Consider the following 16,844-nt stretch of genomic DNA (forward strand, 5'->3'; position numbering starts at 1 on the left):
TCTTCTATGGTGAGGGTCAATGGAGAGGGTAGCTTACGATGCGTCTCATACCGTTGATGTGGGGACGGCTCTCAACATAGTTTCTATAGGGAAGCCCCCTTGGAGCAACAGCGCCCACACCGGCAGGCTTGAGCGTCTCATTGTGCAGCTCGGCGCCGGAAGCGGCAAGTTCTCCGAGGTTAGAGGCATACCCCGCTCAATAGGCTGTATAGGGAACAGCTCCTTCATTCTCAGGAGGGAGCCCCTCAGTCCCGAACGGGTGAGGGAGCTCATCCGCGAGTTCAGGAAGATGGGTGGGAAGGAGCTCTGGCTCACCAACTATGATAGGGTCGAGTACCTGACCAGCGTTGCCATGTACGCCTCGGAAATAGGCGTCCCGGAGGTCTACGCAGTCGTCAAGCTTGAGGATGTGGAATCAGTTGAACCTGCCGAGGGGATACGCTTCATCGCCGAACTCGAGTACTCGCCGAAGAATGTTCAGAGGCTTGAGGCCCACAGCTGGCTCCACGGAGCGCTCATAATGGTGCAGAGTTCACAGCTGGATGAGCTTATGGGCCTCAAGACCACCTTCCCCGGGGAGGTTTACGTTGACCTCCTCTTTCCGGGCTCCGCTAGAAAGCTGGACTTTAACGTCATAGAGGTCAGGAGGATACTGAATCCCACCGTCGAAAGATACCACGACTGCCTGGCAGGCACGATGGCAGTAACGGCGGACGGCTATGCACTCCCGTGTCCGCTCCTCAGGAACTACGTTGTTGGGGACCTGAAGGAGCTGGGAATAAAGAATATTTTAAGGAAGAAGAGGCTCAAGACCTTCTGGAAGATGACAAAGGATGACATAGGGGCCTGCAGCGCCTGTCCGTTCAGGTACATCTGCCACGACTGCAGGGCGCTGGAGTACCAAGCTACCGGCGAGATAGACGGCCTGGAATACTGCCAGATAGTGTTTTAGAAGTCCAGTATGGATCGGTAGCCCTTTCCGTCTTTTCTCACCCTTCGTGAGTACCTGGTTATCCCGTTCCTATCGTTCAGTTCCTTGAAAGTTGAGTCAAAATAGTTGATTAGAATCTTGTCCACATAATTGCTGAACTCAAGTATCTTTGTTCCCAGGTCCTCCTTCGAGGAGAAGAACCACTCTATGGCATATCCCCTTCCGGGGAGCACCCCGATGGTGATTTCGTATTCCTTGAATCTCTCTAGGACTGATTCATCGAGCGTTTCCGCTATTCCAAGAACGCTCCTGTCGTGGATGTTGTTCTCCAGGGCGGGGTCAAACCCAACCAGGATGCCCATGCTCTTAAGCCGGTTTATCATGAATTTTACCGTGGGGCGGGTCTTTCCGAGCCTCCGTGCTATCTTGGTTATTGGGGTTCTCGCGTCTAGGTTCAAAATGTCCATCAGTACAGCATAATCGTAGCTCAAGTTCCATTCCCCGAAGTTGTCGTCCCCGCTGTAGGGGTAGGCCCTGACCTCGTAGTACTCATAGTCGTCGGAGTACTTTGACAGCATCTCGTCTATCCTGTCCTTCTGGTCGTCTGGGATGTGGAGTATCGCCGACAGCCCGTTCTTGAACCCGAATGCGGGATTAACGTACGCCACAAAAGGATTCTGGGTCATTCTATAACCCATCTCAAGTATACGGTCCGAAGGGACGCTCAGAAACGCCAGATAGCTCCTGAGACCTATTATCCTGATGTTGTAAACGGCACTAACGGAGAGGTACTTGCCGTAGTACTTGTCGTACAGCCTCTTGAGACGGTAGTAGTCTATTCCCTCCTCCTCAGCTATTTTTTTCAGGCTGTCCGTGGGATGTCTCACCAGAACCTCCACGAGAAATTCGAGCTCCTCCATGACAGGCTCGCCCATTTCACCTCACCATTATACCCCACGGAAAAAGTTATATCGTCGATGTATATTAAACTCTTCCGGTGGTGAACATGGTAAAGATAGACGTCGTTGATATCGAAAAGCCGGAGGGTGTTGAGGTCATCATCGGTCAGGGGAACTTCTCAATATTCACGGTTGACGATCTGGCCAAAACGCTCCTCACAGCCGTTCCGGGCATAAAGTTTGGGGTAGCGATGAACGAGGCCAAGCCCCAGCTGACGAGATTCACCGGCAACGACCCGGAGCTTGAAAAGCTGGCAGCAAAGAACGCCCTCAAGATCGGAGCCGGCCACGTCTTTGTTATACTGATGAAGAACGCGTTCCCGATAAACGTGCTCAACGCCGTCAAGAACCACCCCGCCGTTGCCATGGTCTACGGGGCCAGCGAGAACCCCTTCCAGGTAATAGTTGCTGAGACCGAGCTTGGCAGGAGCGTTCTCGGTGTCGTTGACGGCAAAGCCGCCAGCAGGATCGAGGACGATGAGCTCAAGAAGGAGCGCAGGGAGCTCGTTGAGAGGATAGGTTACAGGATAGACTGAAACCTTTTTATTTCTCCGTTCCCCTTCTCACCCGGTGGTTTCATGAGGCTGGCCTTCATCACTTCTAACCCCGGAAAGGTAGAGGAAGCGAAGAAGTACTTCGAGCCGCTCGGTGTTGAGGTCTATCAGCTCCGGATGGAGTATCCCGAGATACAGGCGGATAGTCTGGAGGATGTTGCCCTGTTCGGCGTTGAGTGGCTCGCCAGAAAGCTTGAGGGGCCGTTCTTCCTGGATGATTCAGGGCTGTTTATAGATGCCCTCGGCGGCTTCCCGGGAGTGTATTCCGCCTACGTTTACAGAACTCTCGGGATAGACGGAATCCTCAAGCTGATGGAGGGTGTTGAGAACAGGAAGGCCCACTTCAGGAGCGTCATCGCCTACTGGGACGGTGAGGCCCACATCTTTACCGGAAGGGTCGACGGTGAGATAACCACGGCTCCGAGGGGAAGCGGCGGCTTCGGTTTTGACCCTATATTCAGACCTCGGGGATTTAACCTGACTTTTGCCGAAATGACAACCGAGGAGAAGAACGTGATCTCCCACAGGGGGCGTGCCTTAAAGGCCTTTGCTGATTGGCTAAAGGAAAACCTTAAATAAGGCCATCGTTCCAAAGTTAACAGTTATAATTGAACGGATGACGAAGGGGGTCGCGATGGTAGCATCACTCGATAGCACCGATTTGAGGCTGTTGAAGGAATTGAAGGAAAACGCCAGGGAGAACATAGCGAGCCTCAGCAAGAAGCTTGGGATACCGAGGACCACCGTTCACTACCGCATTAAAAAGCTGGTCGAGGAAGGGGTGATAGAGAAGTTCACGGTCAAGCCTAACTACAAGAAGCTCGACCTTGGGACGACAGCTTTTATACTCGCCCGCTACGAGCCGGACTCCGGCCTGAGCCAGAGGGAGGTTGCCGAGAGGATAGCGGCCCTTGAGGGTGTCTACGAAGTCCACATAATAGCCGGCGAATGGGACCTCCTCATAAAGGTACGTGCTCCGAGCTCAGAGGAGGTCGGAAAAATAGTCGTTGACAGGCTCCGGGAGATAAAAGGGGTCGGCCAGACGGTTACGATGGTGTCCTTTGTTACAGTGAAGGAGGAGCTTTGAAGCTACTGGGCGATGATTGGCGTTCTCCTTTCTGATTTTATGATGATGCGAGGTTTCCTGAGCCCTACACCACGCAGCACTCGTAGATTATCTCGACATCCCTCACACTTTTTGCCCATTCGATGATCTTTCTTGGAGGGTTCGTCAGCCTGTCAACGCCGGCCAAAACCGCACCCCTGTCGAACTCAAGGCGCCACCTGCCCAAGGGCCGCATGCAGCCTATGCTTATCTCTCCGTCGAAACGCTCCCGGGCGTACCTCACAACCTCAAGGCTCTCCTCGACTCCGGGGGACGGTACATTCTCCATCTCCGTCCCCCTTGTTGGGATGAGCACATCGAGGACTATAACGTCTATGGGATACTCCACCAGCAGGTCTATAGCCCCGTACTCCCAGTGGATTTTTCCGAAGTCGAGGCCTATTGTTATGTGGGGGGCAACCCTTACCCCGGCATCAGTGAGCAGGTCGAGGATCCTGAGGTAGTCTTTAGCGGTCCGTTCTATCCTGTAAACGCGTCTTATGACGTCGTCATCACCAACGAAGTCAAGGGAGACCACATCGACGTATTTAACCCACTCCAAATCGCCCTCGTCTATGAAGCCCACGTGGGCGTTGAGCTTCAGGTTCGTCCTCCTCTTTATCTCCCTGATTTCACCGGCGTACTTGTCGAGGGGCACCTTCAGGCGGGAGTCCAGCCCACCGCTCAGCAGACAGCCGGTGTAGCCTTCCCTCTCAAGGCTGACGCAGTAGTCAACCAGCTCTCTTCGGGCGGGCTTTCTCATGCTCTCAAGGTAGTGCCTCCCGCAGTGGGCGCACTTCAGCGAGCAGTAGTTGCCCGTGAGCGAGATTGATGGAAACTTGATTCCTGGAATGTAGATCTTGAGCTTTTTTCTTTCTACCATTTCAACCACCTTGCAGAACTTGGGGATTGTGGGGGGGCGGAGTCGTCTTGGAGAGTTAGAGACCCGTTCTCCATCGGCCGGAGCCTCCCTCGACTGACCACTCTGCCGCTTCCCCAATTTAAAAAAACGTTGAGGATGGGGATTAAAAACCCTTACTGGCCAGTAATGTGGAAAAAGAAATGGAGGCTCAGAAGAACGGGTTCCTGAACTTCCTGCCCGGATAGACCGCTATGCCCTCAAGCTCCTCCTCTATGCGGATGAGCTGGTTGTACTTGGCGTTCCTGTCGCTCCTCGCTGGAGCGCCGGTCTTTATCTGGCCGGCGTTGAGGGCAACGGCGAGGTCAGCTATGGTGGCGTCCTCCGTCTCTCCCGAGCGGTGGGAGACGACGACGCCGTAGCCAGCCCTGAAGGCCGTGTATGCCGCATCGATGGCCTCGCTCAGCGTTCCTATCTGGTTGACCTTGAGGAGGAGCGCGTTGGCGGCGCCCATCTCTATGCCCTTCCTTATCCTCTTCGGGTTGGTGACGAAGAGGTCGTCGCCGACTATCTGTATCTTGTTTCCGAGCTCCCTGGTTATCATGACGAAGCCTTCCCAGTCGCCCTCGTGGAACGGGTCTTCGATGGAAACTATCGGGTAGCTTGAGACGAGCTCCCTGTAGAGTTCGAGAAGCTCGGCGTTGGTGTACTCCTTGCCGTTGACGACGTACTTCCCGATGTCCGGGTGGAAGAACTCGCTCGAAGCCGGATCCATGGCGAAGGCTATCTCGTCGCCGGGCTTGTAGCCTGCCTCCTCGATGGCCTTTATGAGGAGCTCAAGAGGCTCCTGCGGCTCCTTCAGCGGCGGGGCGAAACCGCCCTCGTCGCCGACGTTGACCGCGTCCTTTCCGTACTTCTCGGCTATGACGCCCTTGAGGACGTGGTAGGTCTCGGAGACCCACCTTATGGCCTCCCTGAATGAGTCAGCGCCGACGGGCATTATCATGAACTCCTGGAAGTCGAGCTCGTTGCCGGCGTGAACGCCGCCGTTGATGACGTTGCTCATCGGAACGGGCATGACGTAGGCGTTGGTTCCGCCGATGTACTGGTAGAGCGGCAATCCGAGCGCGTTGGCGGCGGCCTTGGCAACAGCCAGAGAAACGCCCAGAATGGCGTTCGCACCGAGGTTGCTCTTGTTCTCCGTCCCGTCGAGCTCAAGCATGAGGCTGTCTATGTCCCTCTGCCAGGTGACGTCCATGCCTATGAGTTCGGGCGCGATTATCTTGTTGACGTTCTCAACCGCCCTTCTGACGCCCTTGCCGTGGTACCTCTTCCCGCCGTCACGGAGCTCAAGGGCCTCGTGGGTGCCGGTTGAGGCGCCGCTCGGAACTGCAGCGCGCCCCATGCTGACCGGCGTGTAGACCTCGACCTCGACCGTCGGGTTGCCCCTGCTGTCGAGTATCTCCCTGGCAACGACTCCGGTTATCTCAAACGGGTTCTCCATCTCAATCACCTCGGGTGATATTCTTTCCGGGGCATATAAAGGTTTTAGCTTTAATCCCGGCTGAAGCTATGGATAGGTGTATATATCTCCACCGCGCAGTTTTACCGGTGGGACTATGAGGCGGGTGGTGGCTTTCCTTGTTCTCCTGATGTTCACGGTAACGCCTCTGGTCAGGGCGTGCATGAGTCCGGCCGATGCGTACGCGGTTGAAGTCGTCCTAAACAAACCCGGGATAAATTACAACCTCTGGCGTTTTGAGGCTGCACACAACGTCCTCTCCGAGAACGGTACATTCATCTTCCGTTCTCACTACGATAAGAGGCTCTACGTCCTCGTCTGGAACGCGAGCGATGGTTTTCACCTGAGAGTTCAGATACCCGTGGAGTGGAGAGGGGAATCGGTTTCAGTTGCGTCTCTCAACGTTTCCCTGCTCGTTACGGAAGACGCGATCGAGAGGCTCAGGGCCGAGGGCTGGAGCGTCACCGACAACACGACCTTCGAGAGGAACGGCGTTAAGATCGTTCTCTCCCAGGTTAAGGGAAGCGAGTGCACCTCCGACGCCGACTGCGCCGCCGGTGGCTGCTCCGGTGAGGTCTGCGCCCCCAAGGAGATAGCATCCAATGTCGTGACGCCCTGCGTGTACAAGCCGTGGTACGACTGCCTCGGAACGACGACCTGCGGCTGCGTCAACGGAGTCTGCACATGGAAGCCCAACCCCCAGTTTGAGGCATGCCTGCGGGAACGCGGCGTCGATCCGGCCAACGTGGTGCGCGCCGGGGGGTTCGAGCTCAAGGTCGAAGCGATGAACAAATCGGACGGGGAGGTAAGCGCCGCCGTTAAGGACTTCCTTAATGCCTTTGGGGTTTTCTGCGATGTTTCCCTCACCCTCGTCAAGACCTCGGTGGTGAGGCCCTCTCCGGCGGTCGACCCGTCGGAGGTTAACGCCTCCGCCGCGCTGCTGGCCGAGCTCGGCTGGCTGGCAGAGAGCGGCGTAATCAACGTGGGCGAATCGGATATCAACGCCATTGTGAAAGTTGCCGAGTGGGGCTTTGCGGGCTACAACTCGAAGATAGGGTGGTATGAGACCGAGAACGGGGACTACGCATGGATGCCGTACGGAGAAAGCAAAAACCCCGAGCTGGTCAGATGCTCCTCGGGGACGGCGCCCGTGTACGCTCTTCCGAACGGGACGGCTTACTTTGGCCCCACGGTAACGGCGCCGCCGACGGACTCTCAAACGCCCCTCGAGGGCGCTCGGGGAATATGCGGGCCGGCATCTATGGTCATACTGCCGCTGCTCCTCCTTCTCTTCAGGAAGAGGTGACTTTTTATTTCCTTTCATGTGGGTTGAATGTCCCACATGGTGCTGGCTTTTGTCCACTCCCTGACGGATAACTTCAAAAAATTGCCGAAAATTCAATGAAACCCTGCAGATTTTCCGATAAATTGCCCATTTTTGAGGAGAAAAAGTCTAAATACCTTCATGGAAAGTAGGTACTGGTGATGATTATGGGTGATCATTTCGATATTGCTAAATATATCGACCATACGAATCTCAAACCATACGCCACCACCGATGACATAGTTAAGCTCTGTGAGGAAGCTAGGGAGTACGGCTTCTATGCCGTCTGTGTGAACCCCTACAGGGTGAAACTGGCAAAAGAAGTCCTCAGGGGCTCGGACGTGAAGGTTGCCACGGTCATAGGCTTCCCCCTCGGCGCAACACCGACTGAGGTCAAGGTCTTTGAGGCGGAGAAGGCCCTGGAGGACGGCGCTGACGAGCTGGACATGGTCATCAACATCGGCGCTCTGAAGGACGGGGACTACGAGTACGTCAAGAGGGACATCGAGGCGGTAGTCAAGGTCGCCCACGAGAGGGGTGCGATGGTCAAGGTCATCATCGAGACCTGCTACCTCACCGAGGAGGAGAAGGTTAAGGCCTGCGAGCTGGCAAAGGAAGCGGGAGCGGACTTCGTGAAGACCTCAACGGGCTTCGGAACGGGAGGAGCGACGATCGAGGACGTAAGGCTTATGAGGCAGGTCGTTGGCGAGGAGATGGGCGTCAAGGCCGCCGGTGGCATCAGAACCTACGAACAGGCCCTGGCGATGATAGAGGCCGGCGCGACCAGGATCGGAACATCGAGCGGTGTAAAAATCGTGGAGGGGGCGCGGGATGCACGGGATTAATGAGATAAAGGACATCCTGGCGAAGGCCATAGCAGAGCTCCAGGAGGAGGGCCTTGAACCGGATATCCTCCTTGTCGGCCCTGCTTTTCTTCAGCACTCCGTTGAACTCCTCAGGGACTGCAAGCTCAGGATATACAAGATCGAAGAGCTGGGATACGATGCCGTGGTAGCTGATTCCAAGTATCTGGGTCAGATAAAAAGAGCCTCAAGGAGGATATCGATTGAGCCCCTCCTCAAGGAAAGTGAGCTGTGGGAAGAACTGAAAAAGCTGGAAGTTTAGATGAGATCCGCGACCTCGGGATACCTCTTCTTTATTATCGTTGCCAGACCCGTTCCGACTATTATTCCTGTGACGGCCTGAACGATGTTCCCCGGAACCTCCGTCAGGGCCGCTGGGACACCGAACATGTAAGCCTCGAAGAGGAAGTAGCCGGAGACCATTATCATTCCACCGACGATTCCGGCTATGACGAGGGTCGAGACGTTGTCGCTCCTCCTGGCGAGGTACCCTATGACCAGTCCCTCAAGTCCCTTGACGACGAGGGTTATCGGTGCCCATCCCGGGTATCCGCCGATGATGTCTCCAAGGGCCGAACCAACACCGCCGGCAAAGACTCCGACGACCGGCCCAAAGACCATGGCCGAGAACATGACCATGGTGTCCCCGAGGTTTATGTAGCCCCCCGTTGCCGGAGTCGGCACCTTTATCACGTTGGTGGCTATCGCGACCACCGCCGCGAGGATCGCCGAGAGGGCTATCGTGGCGGGCGCCTTGTACTCCCTCCTCTTCGCCCAGATGTACGCGAGGAAAACGACCACCGCTCCCCCGAGTACATAGTGGCCGTACGGCTTGAGCATCTCTGTCAGATCCACCACCTTCACCACCGCCAGAATTTCAAGTTTAAACTTTAAAAGCTTGTTGCTGCGGTGGTAACCGTTTACGATGGCCTGAGAACAACTGGACAATAAAATGAGGAACGGGAGGGAATCAGCCGAGAGCCTTCTTGAGGCTCTCCTCGAATATCTCCATCGCGACGTCGATCTCCTCCTTCTGGATGGTCAGCGGCGGTATGAACCTTATGCTGTTGTCGCCGCAGCCGAGGAGGATAAGGCCCCTCTTGACGGCCTCCTTGACGATCCTGTCCCTGAGCTCTGGGTTCTTCTCCTTGGTGTCCTTGCTCTTGACGATCTCGACGGCCTGGGCCAGTCCGAGACCGCGGGCATCGCCGATGACTTCATAGCGCTCCTCAAACTCCTTGAGGTACCTGTGGAGGTAGTCCCCGACTTCTTGAACGTGCGGGAGGAGCTCCTTGACGATCTCGACGACCTCTATTCCGGCCGCTATGGCGACGGGGTTGCCTCCGAAGGTCGAGGCGTGCCTGCCCGGCTTGTCGAAGGCTATCTCCGCCCTGTGGACGACACCGGCGAGCGGAATTCCTCCGCCTATGGCCTTGCCGAACTGGATGGTGTCCGGTGCAACGCCGAAGTGCTCGATGGCCCAGAACTTGCCCGTCCTTCCGACTCCCATCTGAACCTCGTCGTCGGCAAGGAGGATTCCGTAGCTGTCGGCGAGCTTCTTGAGCTCCTTGAAGAAGTTCCTCGGCGGGACGACGTAGCCGCCCTCACCCTGTATCGGCTCAAAGACTATGGCACCGACCTCGTGCGGCGGGACGTGGCGGAATACGTACTCCTCGATGAACTCTATGACCCTGTTAACCAGCTCGTCCGGCTCGGCGTAACCGTCGATGTGCCAGGGGTTCCTGTATGGGTTCGGGTAGGGGATGTGTTCAACTCCCGGCATCGTCGGGAAGAACCTGTCCTGCTGAACCCACTTGCTGGCGGTAAGCGAGAGGACTGCCTGGCTCCTTCCGTGGAAGGCGTGGTAGAAGGCTATGAACCTCTTCCTTCCGGTTCCGTACTTGACGAGCTTCATCATTGCCTCGTTTGCTTCCGCACCGCTGTTCTGGTAGACGACCTTCTTCGGGAAGTCGCCGGGGGCGAGCTCGGCGAGCTTCCCGGCGAGTATGACTGCGTTCTCGTAGAAGAAGTCGTTGAGCGCGAAGTGGGTGAACTTCTCTGCCTGCCTCTTGACGGCCTCGACGACCCTCGGGTGGGCGTGGCCGACGTTCAGCACGCCGACGCCGCTTCCGAAGTCGTAGAAGGTGTTTCCGTCGACGTCGTAGACGAGGATTCCGTCACCGTGGTCGATGACTATCGGCAGGGTCTCCGGGTCCTGCGTGGTAACTGCGAGGGTCTCGAAGTTCCTCTTGATGACCTCCTTGGCCTTGGGTCCGGGGAGCTCTTTAACGTTCGGTCTAACCACCATGTGCATCACCGGGAGAAGATCGAGCTTTTCCTATATAACCCTATGTTCATCAATGAACATCTTTGACCGAAGAATTTTCGGCAGAAAGCTGTGAACCGTTGAGCCCCTAGACTCATATCGCCCGTGGGGGCGCGAGATTAATAAACTCATCTGAGTTCTGTTTTTCGGTAGGTGAGTGGTTGGCATGGGGAATGCTGACACCAGGAGGCTCTTTCTGGCGTCCTTGGTGGTGAACCTGTTACTCCTACTGCTCCTTTACTGGGTTGACTTCGAGCGTATCAGCCTTTCTCTGCTGATTGTTAACGCCCTTTATGCCGCCGTGATTTCCGCCGTGGCCACCGAGGAAGTGACGTCAAAAACGCCGTACATAGTCGTGATTCAAAAGAGATAGAGTACCTAACAAAGGAGGAGTTGAAAGAAAGGCTGAAAAAAGCCTGACTCACTCCACGACCTTCGAGTTCCACTCCTCGAGGAGCTCCTTGGCGGAGTTGGCCGCTATCGCTCCCTGGCCTACCGCCACCGCTATCTGCTTGAAGACGTTGGTGATATCGCCGGCCGCGAAGATGCCCTTTACCTTGGTGCGCATGTGCATATCCACCGGTATGTAGCCGTACTCGTCGGTTATGCCGAGGTGCTTGACGAAGTCCGTCTTCGGCTCGTAGCCGATGAATATAAACACTCCGTCAACGGCCATCTCCGTCTCCTCGCCGGTGACGCGGTTCTTCAGCTTGACTGCCTCGACCTTGCCGTTTCCTTTAATCTCCGTCACGACGGTGTTGAGTATCGTCGGGATTCCGCTCTCCTTGAACCTGTCTTGGAGTATCTTGTCCGCCCTGAACTTGTCCCTCCTGTGAACGAGGGTCACGTCAACGCCTATGCTCTTGAGGTACAGCGCCTCCTGGAGTGCCGTGTTCCCTCCGCCGACGACTATTACCTTCTTGCCCTTGAAGAGCGGGCCGTCGCAGGTGGCGCAGTAGGAGACGCCCCTTCCTGTCAGCTCCTCCTCCCCCGGAACGTGGAGCTTCCTCGGTGCTGCTCCAACGGCTATGATTATGGTCTTTGCTTTGTACTCCTTGCCGTTCTTGGTCTTAACCGCGAACTTGCACGGCCCCTCGTAGTAGGCGCACTCGGTGGGGTCTATCCTCTCGACCTCATCGAAGACAATATCGACGCCGAGGTTCTTCACCTGCTCGTGCATCCTGTTGGTCAGCTCCGAACCGCTGATTCCCTCGGGGAAGCCGGGGTAGTTCTCTATTAGGTCGGTCAGCGCCATGTTTCCTCCGAGGTCCTTGCTGAGTATAAGGGTCTCAAGGCCGAAGCGCGCCGCGTATATAGCCGCGGTGAAGCCGGCGGGTCCGGCACCGATGATCAGCACGTCCCAGGTCTTGTTTTCATATTCGCCTCCGCGTGAGAATCCTCCCAGGCTGAACATCTCTCCCACCTCCGGTTCTTAACCTTGGGTTGAACACTTAAAAACATTGCGGGACAATCATGTGTCAATTCCGGACAAAAAGGTGTCAGCTAAAGGAGGGAAATCTCCCTGTCGAGGATGAGGTGCAGGGTGTAGCCGCTGAACGCTGCGAAGCCGACGTAGAGTCCCTCGCCCGTCGTCATGCCCAGGCCGAAGTTCACGAGGGTGTAGCCCAGAACCCCGTATACGGCCGCGAAGAGGAGGGAATGGACTATCCCCCTGTGCCTGGGCATTACCGCTGTGAAGCCGTACCAGGCTACGAGCCCGGCCAGCGCCCCCACTCCCCACGCGGCGGCAACGTTGAGCGGTTCGCCCCCAAGGTTTATGGAGCCGAGGCTCTGCACGAATACCGCGCTCCCAACTGCCACGGCCACTATGGGCTTCGTCCCCCTGTGTATCAGCGCGTTGGGGTGATCCATGTCCGGCAGATCGGCCCCAAGGACGTAGAGGGCGTAGCCTATCACCATTGCGGCCGTGCTGAGGACGAAGGGGACTCCCGCGTAATCCCTGAGCATGAAGGCGAGAAAAACGGTGAGTGGGTATGAAACTATGCCGCTCAGGAGGTGGGCGTCGTAGTTCGGCATGGACTATCACTCTTCGACCTCTTCCGTATCCTCGCCCTTCTCAAGGAACTTCCTCACGTACTCGGGGACTTTGTAGTTGCCCTTGGGATCTCCGACCAGGAAGCCGAGCCTTATGAGCTCGTTGAGCTGGTCGTAGACCTGTATTCCCGGCCTCTTGACGATCTTGGCTATCTGGATGTAGCTCACCGGCCCGCCGTTGAACTCGTGGACTATTGCCTCCACCAGATCCTTGTACTCCTTAGGAATCCTCGTGAGGTACTCCTCAAGGCTCTTCGGCTCCTCAAGGATGGTCGTGACAACGTAGTCGTCTATCGGGTCGAACTTGTGCTTCGCAGCTTCGCTGAGCACGTAGTGGAGGAGCCTCAAAATCTGTCTGGGGTTGCCCTTCCCGAGCTCGTGGATGAGCTTGACGGCCTCCTCGGTGAAGGGATAGAGCGGGTCGTCGGTGTCCCTTATCCTTACCCTGTTGAGCCTCTTTTTCACCAGCTCGTAGGCCTCGTCTATGCTCATCGGTCTGAGCTTGAACTCGTAGTGGAGGCGCATGAAGAAGGCCGGGAAGATCTTGGAGTACTCCTCGTAGGCTTCCGGTACACAGGCGAAGGCAACGATACAGCCCTGGGGCATGTTGCTGATGAAGTGCCTGAGCATCTCGAAGAACTGTATCTTCTCCCTCTCGCTCGCGGTCTGCATGTTCTCCAGCTCGTCAAGGAGCAGGGCGCAGTAGGGGTATTTTCCCATCTGTTCGGTCAGGAGTTCGGCTATGTCCCTGCTCTTGTACTCGTCCCGGTTGCTCAGCATCTTCTCAAGCCTGTCTATGAAGCCGAGCTTCCTTGAGAGGTTTTCGAGGAATATGTTGGTCCTGCTCCTCGGGGGTTTGAGGGCGTAGAAGATGTCGCGCGTGAGCTTGAGGATGTCGTTCGTGTCGACCTTGACGTATATGGCCTTTCCCCGGTTCTCCTCTATGGCCCTGGCTATGGTCTTGAGCCTCTGGGTCTTGCCCATCCCGAGGGGGCCAACGATGCTGAGTGCTATGGAGCTCTTGTTTCCGATGACCTCGGAGATTATCATCTGGAGGCGCATGTCCACCTCCTGATAGACGTGAATGCTCTCAACGTCGGTTATCCCCTCACTCGCAAGCTGCTCAAAGGGGTTTCGAGAAAGGCCGTAAACTTCGTATGACTGGTAGGGATAAAGCTTAAGGCCGCCGGCTTCCATTTTAACTCACCGCATAGTTTAGGAACGCGAAATATAAAAAGTTGTCCATCGGTGAGCGGAGATGACGATTCTCCTCGTTACGGCACCATACAACCGCGAGGGTGATGCGATACTTGAGCTGGAGTGGGCCCTGGAAAAGGTTCGGGTTAAGGGAACCGACTGGAAGGGCGTCCTCCTGGCGGAAACGCGCCTGTCGAAGGAGGAGGCCATAGCGCGGCTGAGGAGCTTTGAGACCCAGGCGATACAGCGCGTCGTCCCCCTCGACCTAATAGTCCCCGCTAGGAGGGAGGAGATTGAAAGGGCCGTCCTTGAACTGACGAAAAGGATAGACGGCACCTTCGCGGTACGCGCCAAGGTCAGGGGGAACAGGAGGCTGTCCCAGAGGGATCTCGAAATCGGCCTCGGTTCGCTTATAGTGGAAGCCTTCGGCCTGAGGGTCAGCCTCAGCGACCCGGATTACACCGTCGCCGTCGAGGTGCTGGGGAAAAAGGCCGGGATCGGACTGGTGGGGAGAGGTGAACTGCTCCGCTTTGAGGTGAAGGAGTGAAGCCTAAAATAGTATGACGCCCAATTCATAAGCATGAACTTCAGGCATGTTTCGTACATAGTAGTGGCCCTGGTGGTGGCATCGTCTCTCCTTCTCGTCCTCAAGCCATACCTCCTCTGGAGGGGAGTGGGTGAGACCTTCCCGGGTGAGGTCATAGCCCTGCCCGAGCCGAGGCTGGACTCGGACGTCAGCGTCGAGGAAGCGATAGCGAGGCGGAGGAGCATCCGCTCCTATCGGGACGAGCCGGTGACGCTCGAACAGCTCTCCCAGCTCCTCTGGGCGGCGCAGGGGATAACGGCCCGGAGAACCAAGTTTCGAGCCTCACCCAGCGCGGGGGCGACGTATCCCTTCGAGGTCTACGTGGTGGCCGGGAACGTCGAAGCCCTTGCCCCCGGAGTGTATCGCTACGACCCCTTCAACCACACCCTTGTGCTGGTGAAGGAGGGGGATTACAGGAAAGCCCTCCAGAGAGCGGCCCTCGACCAGCGGTGGGTTGGAGATGCACCCCTCAGCATAATCCTCGTGGCATTCTACGGAAGAACGACTTCCCGGTACGGGGAGCGCGGGGTAAGGTACGTGCACATGGAGGCGGGACATATAGGCCAGAACATATACCTCCAGGCGACCGCCCTGAACCTCGGAACCGTCGCCGTCGGGGCCTTCTACGATGAGGGCGTGGCGGAGATACTGGGCACCGACGGCGCTCCCCTGTACATCTTCCCGGTGGGTGTTCCAAATGGTTAGCTTCGACCACTACACCCTCGGCTACCTGAGCTTTGCCCTCATGAGCCTCGCCATGCTGAGCGGGGCGTTTATCTTTATCTCCAAGCGCAGGGACGCATGGATAAAGGTTCATGTGGTCATAAGCATAATCGCCTACATCCTCATGTTCCTGACGATATGGCTCGTTAGATGAACCCAAAGCTTATTTAGGGGGACGCCCTATCGCTGTCCGATGGAAATGTACGGGGTCGATGAGATAGTTGAGTTCCTCTCAGGGCTGAACTACAGGGAGGTTCTGGCCTACTGGATAGAGGGCGAGAAAAAGGAGGCCGAATTCTACCGCGAACTCGCCAGACGTGCGAGAAACCTCGGACTGGGCGGGGAGCTGGTGAAGACCTTTGAAAGGCTGGCGGAGGACTCCCTGAACCATGCGTCCGAGCTTGAGATGAGCTTCAGGGAGACCTACGGCGAGGTTCCGGGGAGCGACCTTCCTCCCATAGAGGTGCTTCCGGTTCTCGATAAGCTTGAACGGGCTGATCAGCTCCCTGAGGTCATCCGGGCCGCCATGGAGAGCGAGCTGATAGCCCACGAGTCCTACAGGCTCCTCTCCGAGAGGGTTGACGACCCCGGGCTGAGGAGGCTCTACCGGAAGCTTGCCGATGTTGAGTGGGGCCACTACGAACTGCTCCGCCAGAGGTACAATGAGTTGGTAAAGGAAAAAGTCTGAAACCCCGAAATCCGATTCAAAAGGCCTTCCATTTTTGAGATATCCTTTAAGGGGCAGCCGATTATTTCAAACGCCTTTTATAGACGGTTGTGCCAAAGCCTGTATAAAACCCCCCGCGTACATTGGGTTGGGGTGAGTGAGATGGTTGATCTTGAGGGCGTCTCTCTCCTCGAGGAGCTTCCCCTGAGGGAGCTTCTCGCCTACTGGATATCCCTTGAAGGGGACAAGGCTCTTCTCTACGAGAGGCTGTCCGAGAAGGCGAAGGGCATGGAGATTGAGGGTGCCGTCTGCGACATGTTCAGGCTCCTCTCTCAGGAGGCGAGGCGGCACGAAAGGAAGCTCAGGAACCTTTACGCCCGTAACTTTGAGGAAGATATCCCCGCCGTTAGTGGGCTCTCCCTGGAGGAGCTCTCCGACATAAGGGAACTTGAGAGCGAAAACGACGTGTTTGCGGTTCTCAAATGTGCTCTTGAGCTTGAGGAGGTCTCGGAGAGGGTATACTCCATCCTGGCCGAGAAGGCCGACGACGAAACTATGAAGGCGGTGTTCCGGTACCTGGGCTCGACGGAGAGGCTCCACGAAAGGGCGGTGGAATCCCTCATCAGGGATTACAGCTACCACAATGGAATAAAAGAGGGTGTGAAGGCTTAGCTCACGCTAGCCTTCGGACTCCACTGCCTCCTTCACTTCTTTTTTGAATAGCTCCCTGGCCTCGGGCGGCTCCTCGATGAGGTTGTCGCTGTACTTGTCGTAGTCCGCCAGCAGGAACTCCTCGCTCATCCTTAGGGCCTTCACCGCTTTCTCCTCTCCCGGGAACTTCTTGCCGGGACAGACGTCAACGCAGAGGGCGCAGAACATGCACCTGCTGACGTAGTGCCTTATCTTCTTAAGCTCAGGGACCCACTCCATGGCGTTGGCGGGACATACCATTATGCACAGCCTGCAGCCGATGCACCTCTCGGGAGTGTAGACCAGCTTGCCCCTGAAGTCCTCGGGAACCGGAACCGGCGGGTTTATCTGGACCTCACCCCTTTGGACTTTCTCTATCAGCTCCGTTACGTTCGCCGGGGCGTGCTTGACCGGGAACGGGTTTGTGGCTGGTTTTTTGACGAGCTGCTTTAGGAGGACGAACATCATCTTGTTGACCATGCT

General features: G+C 56.5%; 22 protein-coding genes. 13 read left to right on the forward strand and 9 right to left on the reverse strand.

Features of this window, described 5'->3' with window-relative positions:
• The first annotated feature begins 19 nt into the window (after window positions 1-19).
• The gene (locus tag ACZ5M3_RS05515) at window positions 20-952 is read left to right on the forward strand and encodes an SPASM domain-containing protein (RefSeq protein WP_464840630.1); all 933 of its coding nucleotides are present in this window, start codon (window positions 20-22) and stop codon (window positions 950-952) included.
• Here ACZ5M3_RS05515 and ACZ5M3_RS05520 read toward each other — a convergent pair.
• Window positions 949-1,866, reverse strand: a complete 918-nt coding sequence (locus tag ACZ5M3_RS05520) for a winged helix-turn-helix transcriptional regulator (protein WP_464840631.1) — start codon at window positions 1,864-1,866, stop codon at window positions 949-951. The genes ACZ5M3_RS05515 and ACZ5M3_RS05520 overlap by 4 nt on opposite strands.
• Window positions 1,867-1,937: 71 nt before the next feature.
• Between ACZ5M3_RS05520 and ACZ5M3_RS05525 the strand changes: the two genes are divergently transcribed.
• The 3 genes from ACZ5M3_RS05525 to ACZ5M3_RS05535 are packed head-to-tail and all read left to right on the forward strand — an operon-like array spanning window position 1,938 to window position 3,531.
• Complete coding sequence (locus ACZ5M3_RS05525) at window positions 1,938-2,426, forward strand: adenosine-specific kinase (RefSeq protein WP_464840758.1); 489 nt, start codon at window positions 1,938-1,940, stop codon at window positions 2,424-2,426.
• A 42-nt stretch (window positions 2,427-2,468) separates the two neighbouring features.
• Window positions 2,469-3,023, forward strand: a complete 555-nt coding sequence (locus ACZ5M3_RS05530; protein WP_464840632.1) for an XTP/dITP diphosphatase — start codon at window positions 2,469-2,471, stop codon at window positions 3,021-3,023.
• A gap of 55 nt (window positions 3,024-3,078) precedes the next feature.
• Window positions 3,079-3,531 carry an Lrp/AsnC family transcriptional regulator gene (locus tag ACZ5M3_RS05535; RefSeq protein ID WP_055430137.1) on the forward strand — a complete coding sequence of 151 codons (453 nt, stop codon included), beginning with the start codon at window positions 3,079-3,081 and terminating at the stop codon, window positions 3,529-3,531.
• A 64-nt stretch (window positions 3,532-3,595) separates the two neighbouring features.
• Here the strand turns inward: ACZ5M3_RS05535 and ACZ5M3_RS05540 are convergent, their stop codons facing one another.
• On the reverse strand, window positions 3,596-4,432 hold the full coding sequence (locus ACZ5M3_RS05540; protein ID WP_464840633.1) for a radical SAM protein: 837 nt from the start codon (window positions 4,430-4,432) through the stop codon (window positions 3,596-3,598).
• A gap of 187 nt (window positions 4,433-4,619) precedes the next feature.
• Window positions 4,620-5,912 (reverse strand): phosphopyruvate hydratase, encoded by a 1,293-nt coding sequence (gene eno / locus ACZ5M3_RS05545; RefSeq protein WP_464840759.1) that lies wholly within the window; start codon window positions 5,910-5,912, stop codon window positions 4,620-4,622.
• Between the two features lie 115 nt (window positions 5,913-6,027).
• Here eno and ACZ5M3_RS05550 point away from each other — a divergent pair, with 115 nt between their 5' ends.
• The 3 genes from ACZ5M3_RS05550 to ACZ5M3_RS05560 all read left to right on the forward strand — a co-directional run bounded on the left by ACZ5M3_RS05550 (window position 6,028) and on the right by ACZ5M3_RS05560 (window position 8,379).
• A complete protein-coding gene (locus tag ACZ5M3_RS05550; protein WP_464840634.1) occupies window positions 6,028-7,236 on the forward strand; it encodes a CGP-CTERM-anchored Cys-rich protein in 1,209 nt (402 codons plus the stop codon).
• Window positions 7,237-7,421: 185 nt separating this feature from the next.
• Window positions 7,422-8,099: a deoxyribose-phosphate aldolase gene (gene deoC, locus ACZ5M3_RS05555; RefSeq protein WP_464840760.1), complete on the forward strand. Its 678-nt coding sequence runs from the start codon at window positions 7,422-7,424 to the stop codon at window positions 8,097-8,099.
• Complete coding sequence (locus ACZ5M3_RS05560) at window positions 8,086-8,379, forward strand: family 4B encapsulin nanocompartment shell protein (protein ID WP_464840635.1); 294 nt, start codon at window positions 8,086-8,088, stop codon at window positions 8,377-8,379. Before deoC ends, ACZ5M3_RS05560 begins: the two co-directional genes overlap by 14 nt.
• Here the strand turns inward: ACZ5M3_RS05560 and ACZ5M3_RS05565 are convergent.
• Window positions 8,376-8,984: an ECF transporter S component gene (locus tag ACZ5M3_RS05565; RefSeq protein ID WP_464840636.1), complete on the reverse strand. Its 609-nt coding sequence runs from the start codon at window positions 8,982-8,984 to the stop codon at window positions 8,376-8,378. The genes ACZ5M3_RS05560 and ACZ5M3_RS05565 overlap by 4 nt on opposite strands.
• Before the next feature lie 103 nt (window positions 8,985-9,087).
• Complete coding sequence (locus ACZ5M3_RS05570; RefSeq protein ID WP_464840761.1) at window positions 9,088-10,425, reverse strand: ornithine aminotransferase; 1,338 nt, start codon at window positions 10,423-10,425, stop codon at window positions 9,088-9,090.
• Window positions 10,426-10,609: 184 nt separating this feature from the next.
• Between ACZ5M3_RS05570 and ACZ5M3_RS05575 the strand changes: the two genes are divergently transcribed.
• On the forward strand, window positions 10,610-10,816 hold the full coding sequence (locus tag ACZ5M3_RS05575) for a hypothetical protein (RefSeq protein ID WP_464840637.1): 207 nt from the start codon (window positions 10,610-10,612) through the stop codon (window positions 10,814-10,816).
• Between the two features lie 48 nt (window positions 10,817-10,864).
• On the opposite strand, the gene trxB is transcribed toward ACZ5M3_RS05575, so the two are convergent.
• The 3 genes from trxB to ACZ5M3_RS05590 form a co-directional block, all read right to left on the reverse strand.
• On the reverse strand, window positions 10,865-11,857 hold the full coding sequence (trxB, locus tag ACZ5M3_RS05580) for a thioredoxin-disulfide reductase (protein ID WP_464840638.1): 993 nt from the start codon (window positions 11,855-11,857) through the stop codon (window positions 10,865-10,867).
• 89 nt (window positions 11,858-11,946) lie between these two features.
• The gene (locus ACZ5M3_RS05585; RefSeq protein WP_464840639.1) at window positions 11,947-12,480 is read right to left on the reverse strand and encodes a metal-dependent hydrolase; all 534 of its coding nucleotides are present in this window, start codon (window positions 12,478-12,480) and stop codon (window positions 11,947-11,949) included.
• Between the two features lie 6 nt (window positions 12,481-12,486).
• A complete protein-coding gene (locus tag ACZ5M3_RS05590; protein ID WP_464840640.1) occupies window positions 12,487-13,695 on the reverse strand; it encodes an ATPase in 1,209 nt (402 codons plus the stop codon).
• Window positions 13,696-13,756: 61 nt separating this feature from the next.
• Between ACZ5M3_RS05590 and ACZ5M3_RS05595 the strand changes: the two genes are divergently transcribed.
• The 5 genes from ACZ5M3_RS05595 (at window position 13,757) to ACZ5M3_RS05615 (ending at window position 16,343) form a co-directional block, all read left to right on the forward strand.
• Window positions 13,757-14,242 (forward strand): THUMP domain-containing protein, encoded by a 486-nt coding sequence (locus tag ACZ5M3_RS05595; RefSeq protein ID WP_464840641.1) that lies wholly within the window; start codon window positions 13,757-13,759, stop codon window positions 14,240-14,242.
• A 33-nt stretch (window positions 14,243-14,275) separates the two neighbouring features.
• Window positions 14,276-14,986, forward strand: coding sequence for a SagB/ThcOx family dehydrogenase (locus ACZ5M3_RS05600; protein ID WP_464840642.1), 711 nt, complete (start codon window positions 14,276-14,278; stop codon window positions 14,984-14,986).
• The gene (locus ACZ5M3_RS05605; RefSeq protein WP_464840643.1) at window positions 14,979-15,158 is read left to right on the forward strand and encodes a hypothetical protein; all 180 of its coding nucleotides are present in this window, start codon (window positions 14,979-14,981) and stop codon (window positions 15,156-15,158) included. The genes ACZ5M3_RS05600 and ACZ5M3_RS05605 overlap by 8 nt, the downstream gene beginning before the upstream one ends.
• 39 nt (window positions 15,159-15,197) lie before the next feature.
• A complete protein-coding gene (locus ACZ5M3_RS05610; protein WP_464840644.1) occupies window positions 15,198-15,692 on the forward strand; it encodes a ferritin-like domain-containing protein in 495 nt (164 codons plus the stop codon).
• A gap of 141 nt (window positions 15,693-15,833) precedes the next feature.
• Window positions 15,834-16,343 carry a ferritin-like domain-containing protein gene (locus ACZ5M3_RS05615; RefSeq protein WP_464840645.1) on the forward strand — a complete coding sequence of 170 codons (510 nt, stop codon included), beginning with the start codon at window positions 15,834-15,836 and terminating at the stop codon, window positions 16,341-16,343.
• A gap of 6 nt (window positions 16,344-16,349) precedes the next feature.
• Here the strand turns inward: ACZ5M3_RS05615 and ACZ5M3_RS05620 are convergent, their stop codons facing one another.
• Entirely contained in the window at window positions 16,350-16,841 is a 492-nt protein-coding gene (locus tag ACZ5M3_RS05620) for a 4Fe-4S dicluster domain-containing protein (protein ID WP_464840646.1), read from the reverse strand.
• Between the last annotated feature and the right edge of the window lie 3 nt (window positions 16,842-16,844).

Source organism: Thermococcus coalescens, from assembly GCF_055392585.1.

What these genes read in the sequence shown, in the direction of transcription:
- ACZ5M3_RS05515 (WP_464840630.1), top strand. Translation starts at nt 20, where the DNA reads ATGGAGAGGGTAGCTTACGATGCGTCTCATACCGTTGATGTGGGGACG.
- ACZ5M3_RS05520 (WP_464840631.1), bottom strand. Translation starts at nt 1,866, where the DNA reads ATGGGCGAGCCTGTCATGGAGGAGCTCGAATTTCTCGTGGAGGTTCTG.
- ACZ5M3_RS05525 (WP_464840758.1), top strand. Translation starts at nt 1,938, where the DNA reads ATGGTAAAGATAGACGTCGTTGATATCGAAAAGCCGGAGGGTGTTGAG.
- ACZ5M3_RS05530 (WP_464840632.1), top strand. Translation starts at nt 2,469, where the DNA reads ATGAGGCTGGCCTTCATCACTTCTAACCCCGGAAAGGTAGAGGAAGCG.
- ACZ5M3_RS05535 (WP_055430137.1), top strand. Translation starts at nt 3,079, where the DNA reads ATGGTAGCATCACTCGATAGCACCGATTTGAGGCTGTTGAAGGAATTG.
- ACZ5M3_RS05540 (WP_464840633.1), bottom strand. Translation starts at nt 4,432, where the DNA reads ATGGTAGAAAGAAAAAAGCTCAAGATCTACATTCCAGGAATCAAGTTT.
- eno (WP_464840759.1), bottom strand. Translation starts at nt 5,912, where the DNA reads ATGGAGAACCCGTTTGAGATAACCGGAGTCGTTGCCAGGGAGATACTC.
- ACZ5M3_RS05550 (WP_464840634.1), top strand. Translation starts at nt 6,028, where the DNA reads ATGAGGCGGGTGGTGGCTTTCCTTGTTCTCCTGATGTTCACGGTAACG.
- deoC (WP_464840760.1), top strand. Translation starts at nt 7,422, where the DNA reads ATGGGTGATCATTTCGATATTGCTAAATATATCGACCATACGAATCTC.
- ACZ5M3_RS05560 (WP_464840635.1), top strand. Translation starts at nt 8,086, where the DNA reads ATGCACGGGATTAATGAGATAAAGGACATCCTGGCGAAGGCCATAGCA.
- ACZ5M3_RS05570 (WP_464840761.1), bottom strand. Translation starts at nt 10,425, where the DNA reads ATGGTGGTTAGACCGAACGTTAAAGAGCTCCCCGGACCCAAGGCCAAG.
- ACZ5M3_RS05575 (WP_464840637.1), top strand. Translation starts at nt 10,610, where the DNA reads ATGGGGAATGCTGACACCAGGAGGCTCTTTCTGGCGTCCTTGGTGGTG.
- trxB (WP_464840638.1), bottom strand. Translation starts at nt 11,857, where the DNA reads ATGTTCAGCCTGGGAGGATTCTCACGCGGAGGCGAATATGAAAACAAG.
- ACZ5M3_RS05585 (WP_464840639.1), bottom strand. Translation starts at nt 12,480, where the DNA reads ATGCCGAACTACGACGCCCACCTCCTGAGCGGCATAGTTTCATACCCA.
- ACZ5M3_RS05590 (WP_464840640.1), bottom strand. Translation starts at nt 13,695, where the DNA reads ATGGAAGCCGGCGGCCTTAAGCTTTATCCCTACCAGTCATACGAAGTT.
- ACZ5M3_RS05595 (WP_464840641.1), top strand. Translation starts at nt 13,757, where the DNA reads ATGACGATTCTCCTCGTTACGGCACCATACAACCGCGAGGGTGATGCG.
- ACZ5M3_RS05600 (WP_464840642.1), top strand. Translation starts at nt 14,276, where the DNA reads ATGAACTTCAGGCATGTTTCGTACATAGTAGTGGCCCTGGTGGTGGCA.
- ACZ5M3_RS05605 (WP_464840643.1), top strand. Translation starts at nt 14,979, where the DNA reads ATGGTTAGCTTCGACCACTACACCCTCGGCTACCTGAGCTTTGCCCTC.
- ACZ5M3_RS05610 (WP_464840644.1), top strand. Translation starts at nt 15,198, where the DNA reads ATGGAAATGTACGGGGTCGATGAGATAGTTGAGTTCCTCTCAGGGCTG.
- ACZ5M3_RS05615 (WP_464840645.1), top strand. Translation starts at nt 15,834, where the DNA reads ATGGTTGATCTTGAGGGCGTCTCTCTCCTCGAGGAGCTTCCCCTGAGG.
- ACZ5M3_RS05620 (WP_464840646.1), bottom strand. Translation starts at nt 16,841, where the DNA reads ATGGTCAACAAGATGATGTTCGTCCTCCTAAAGCAGCTCGTCAAAAAA.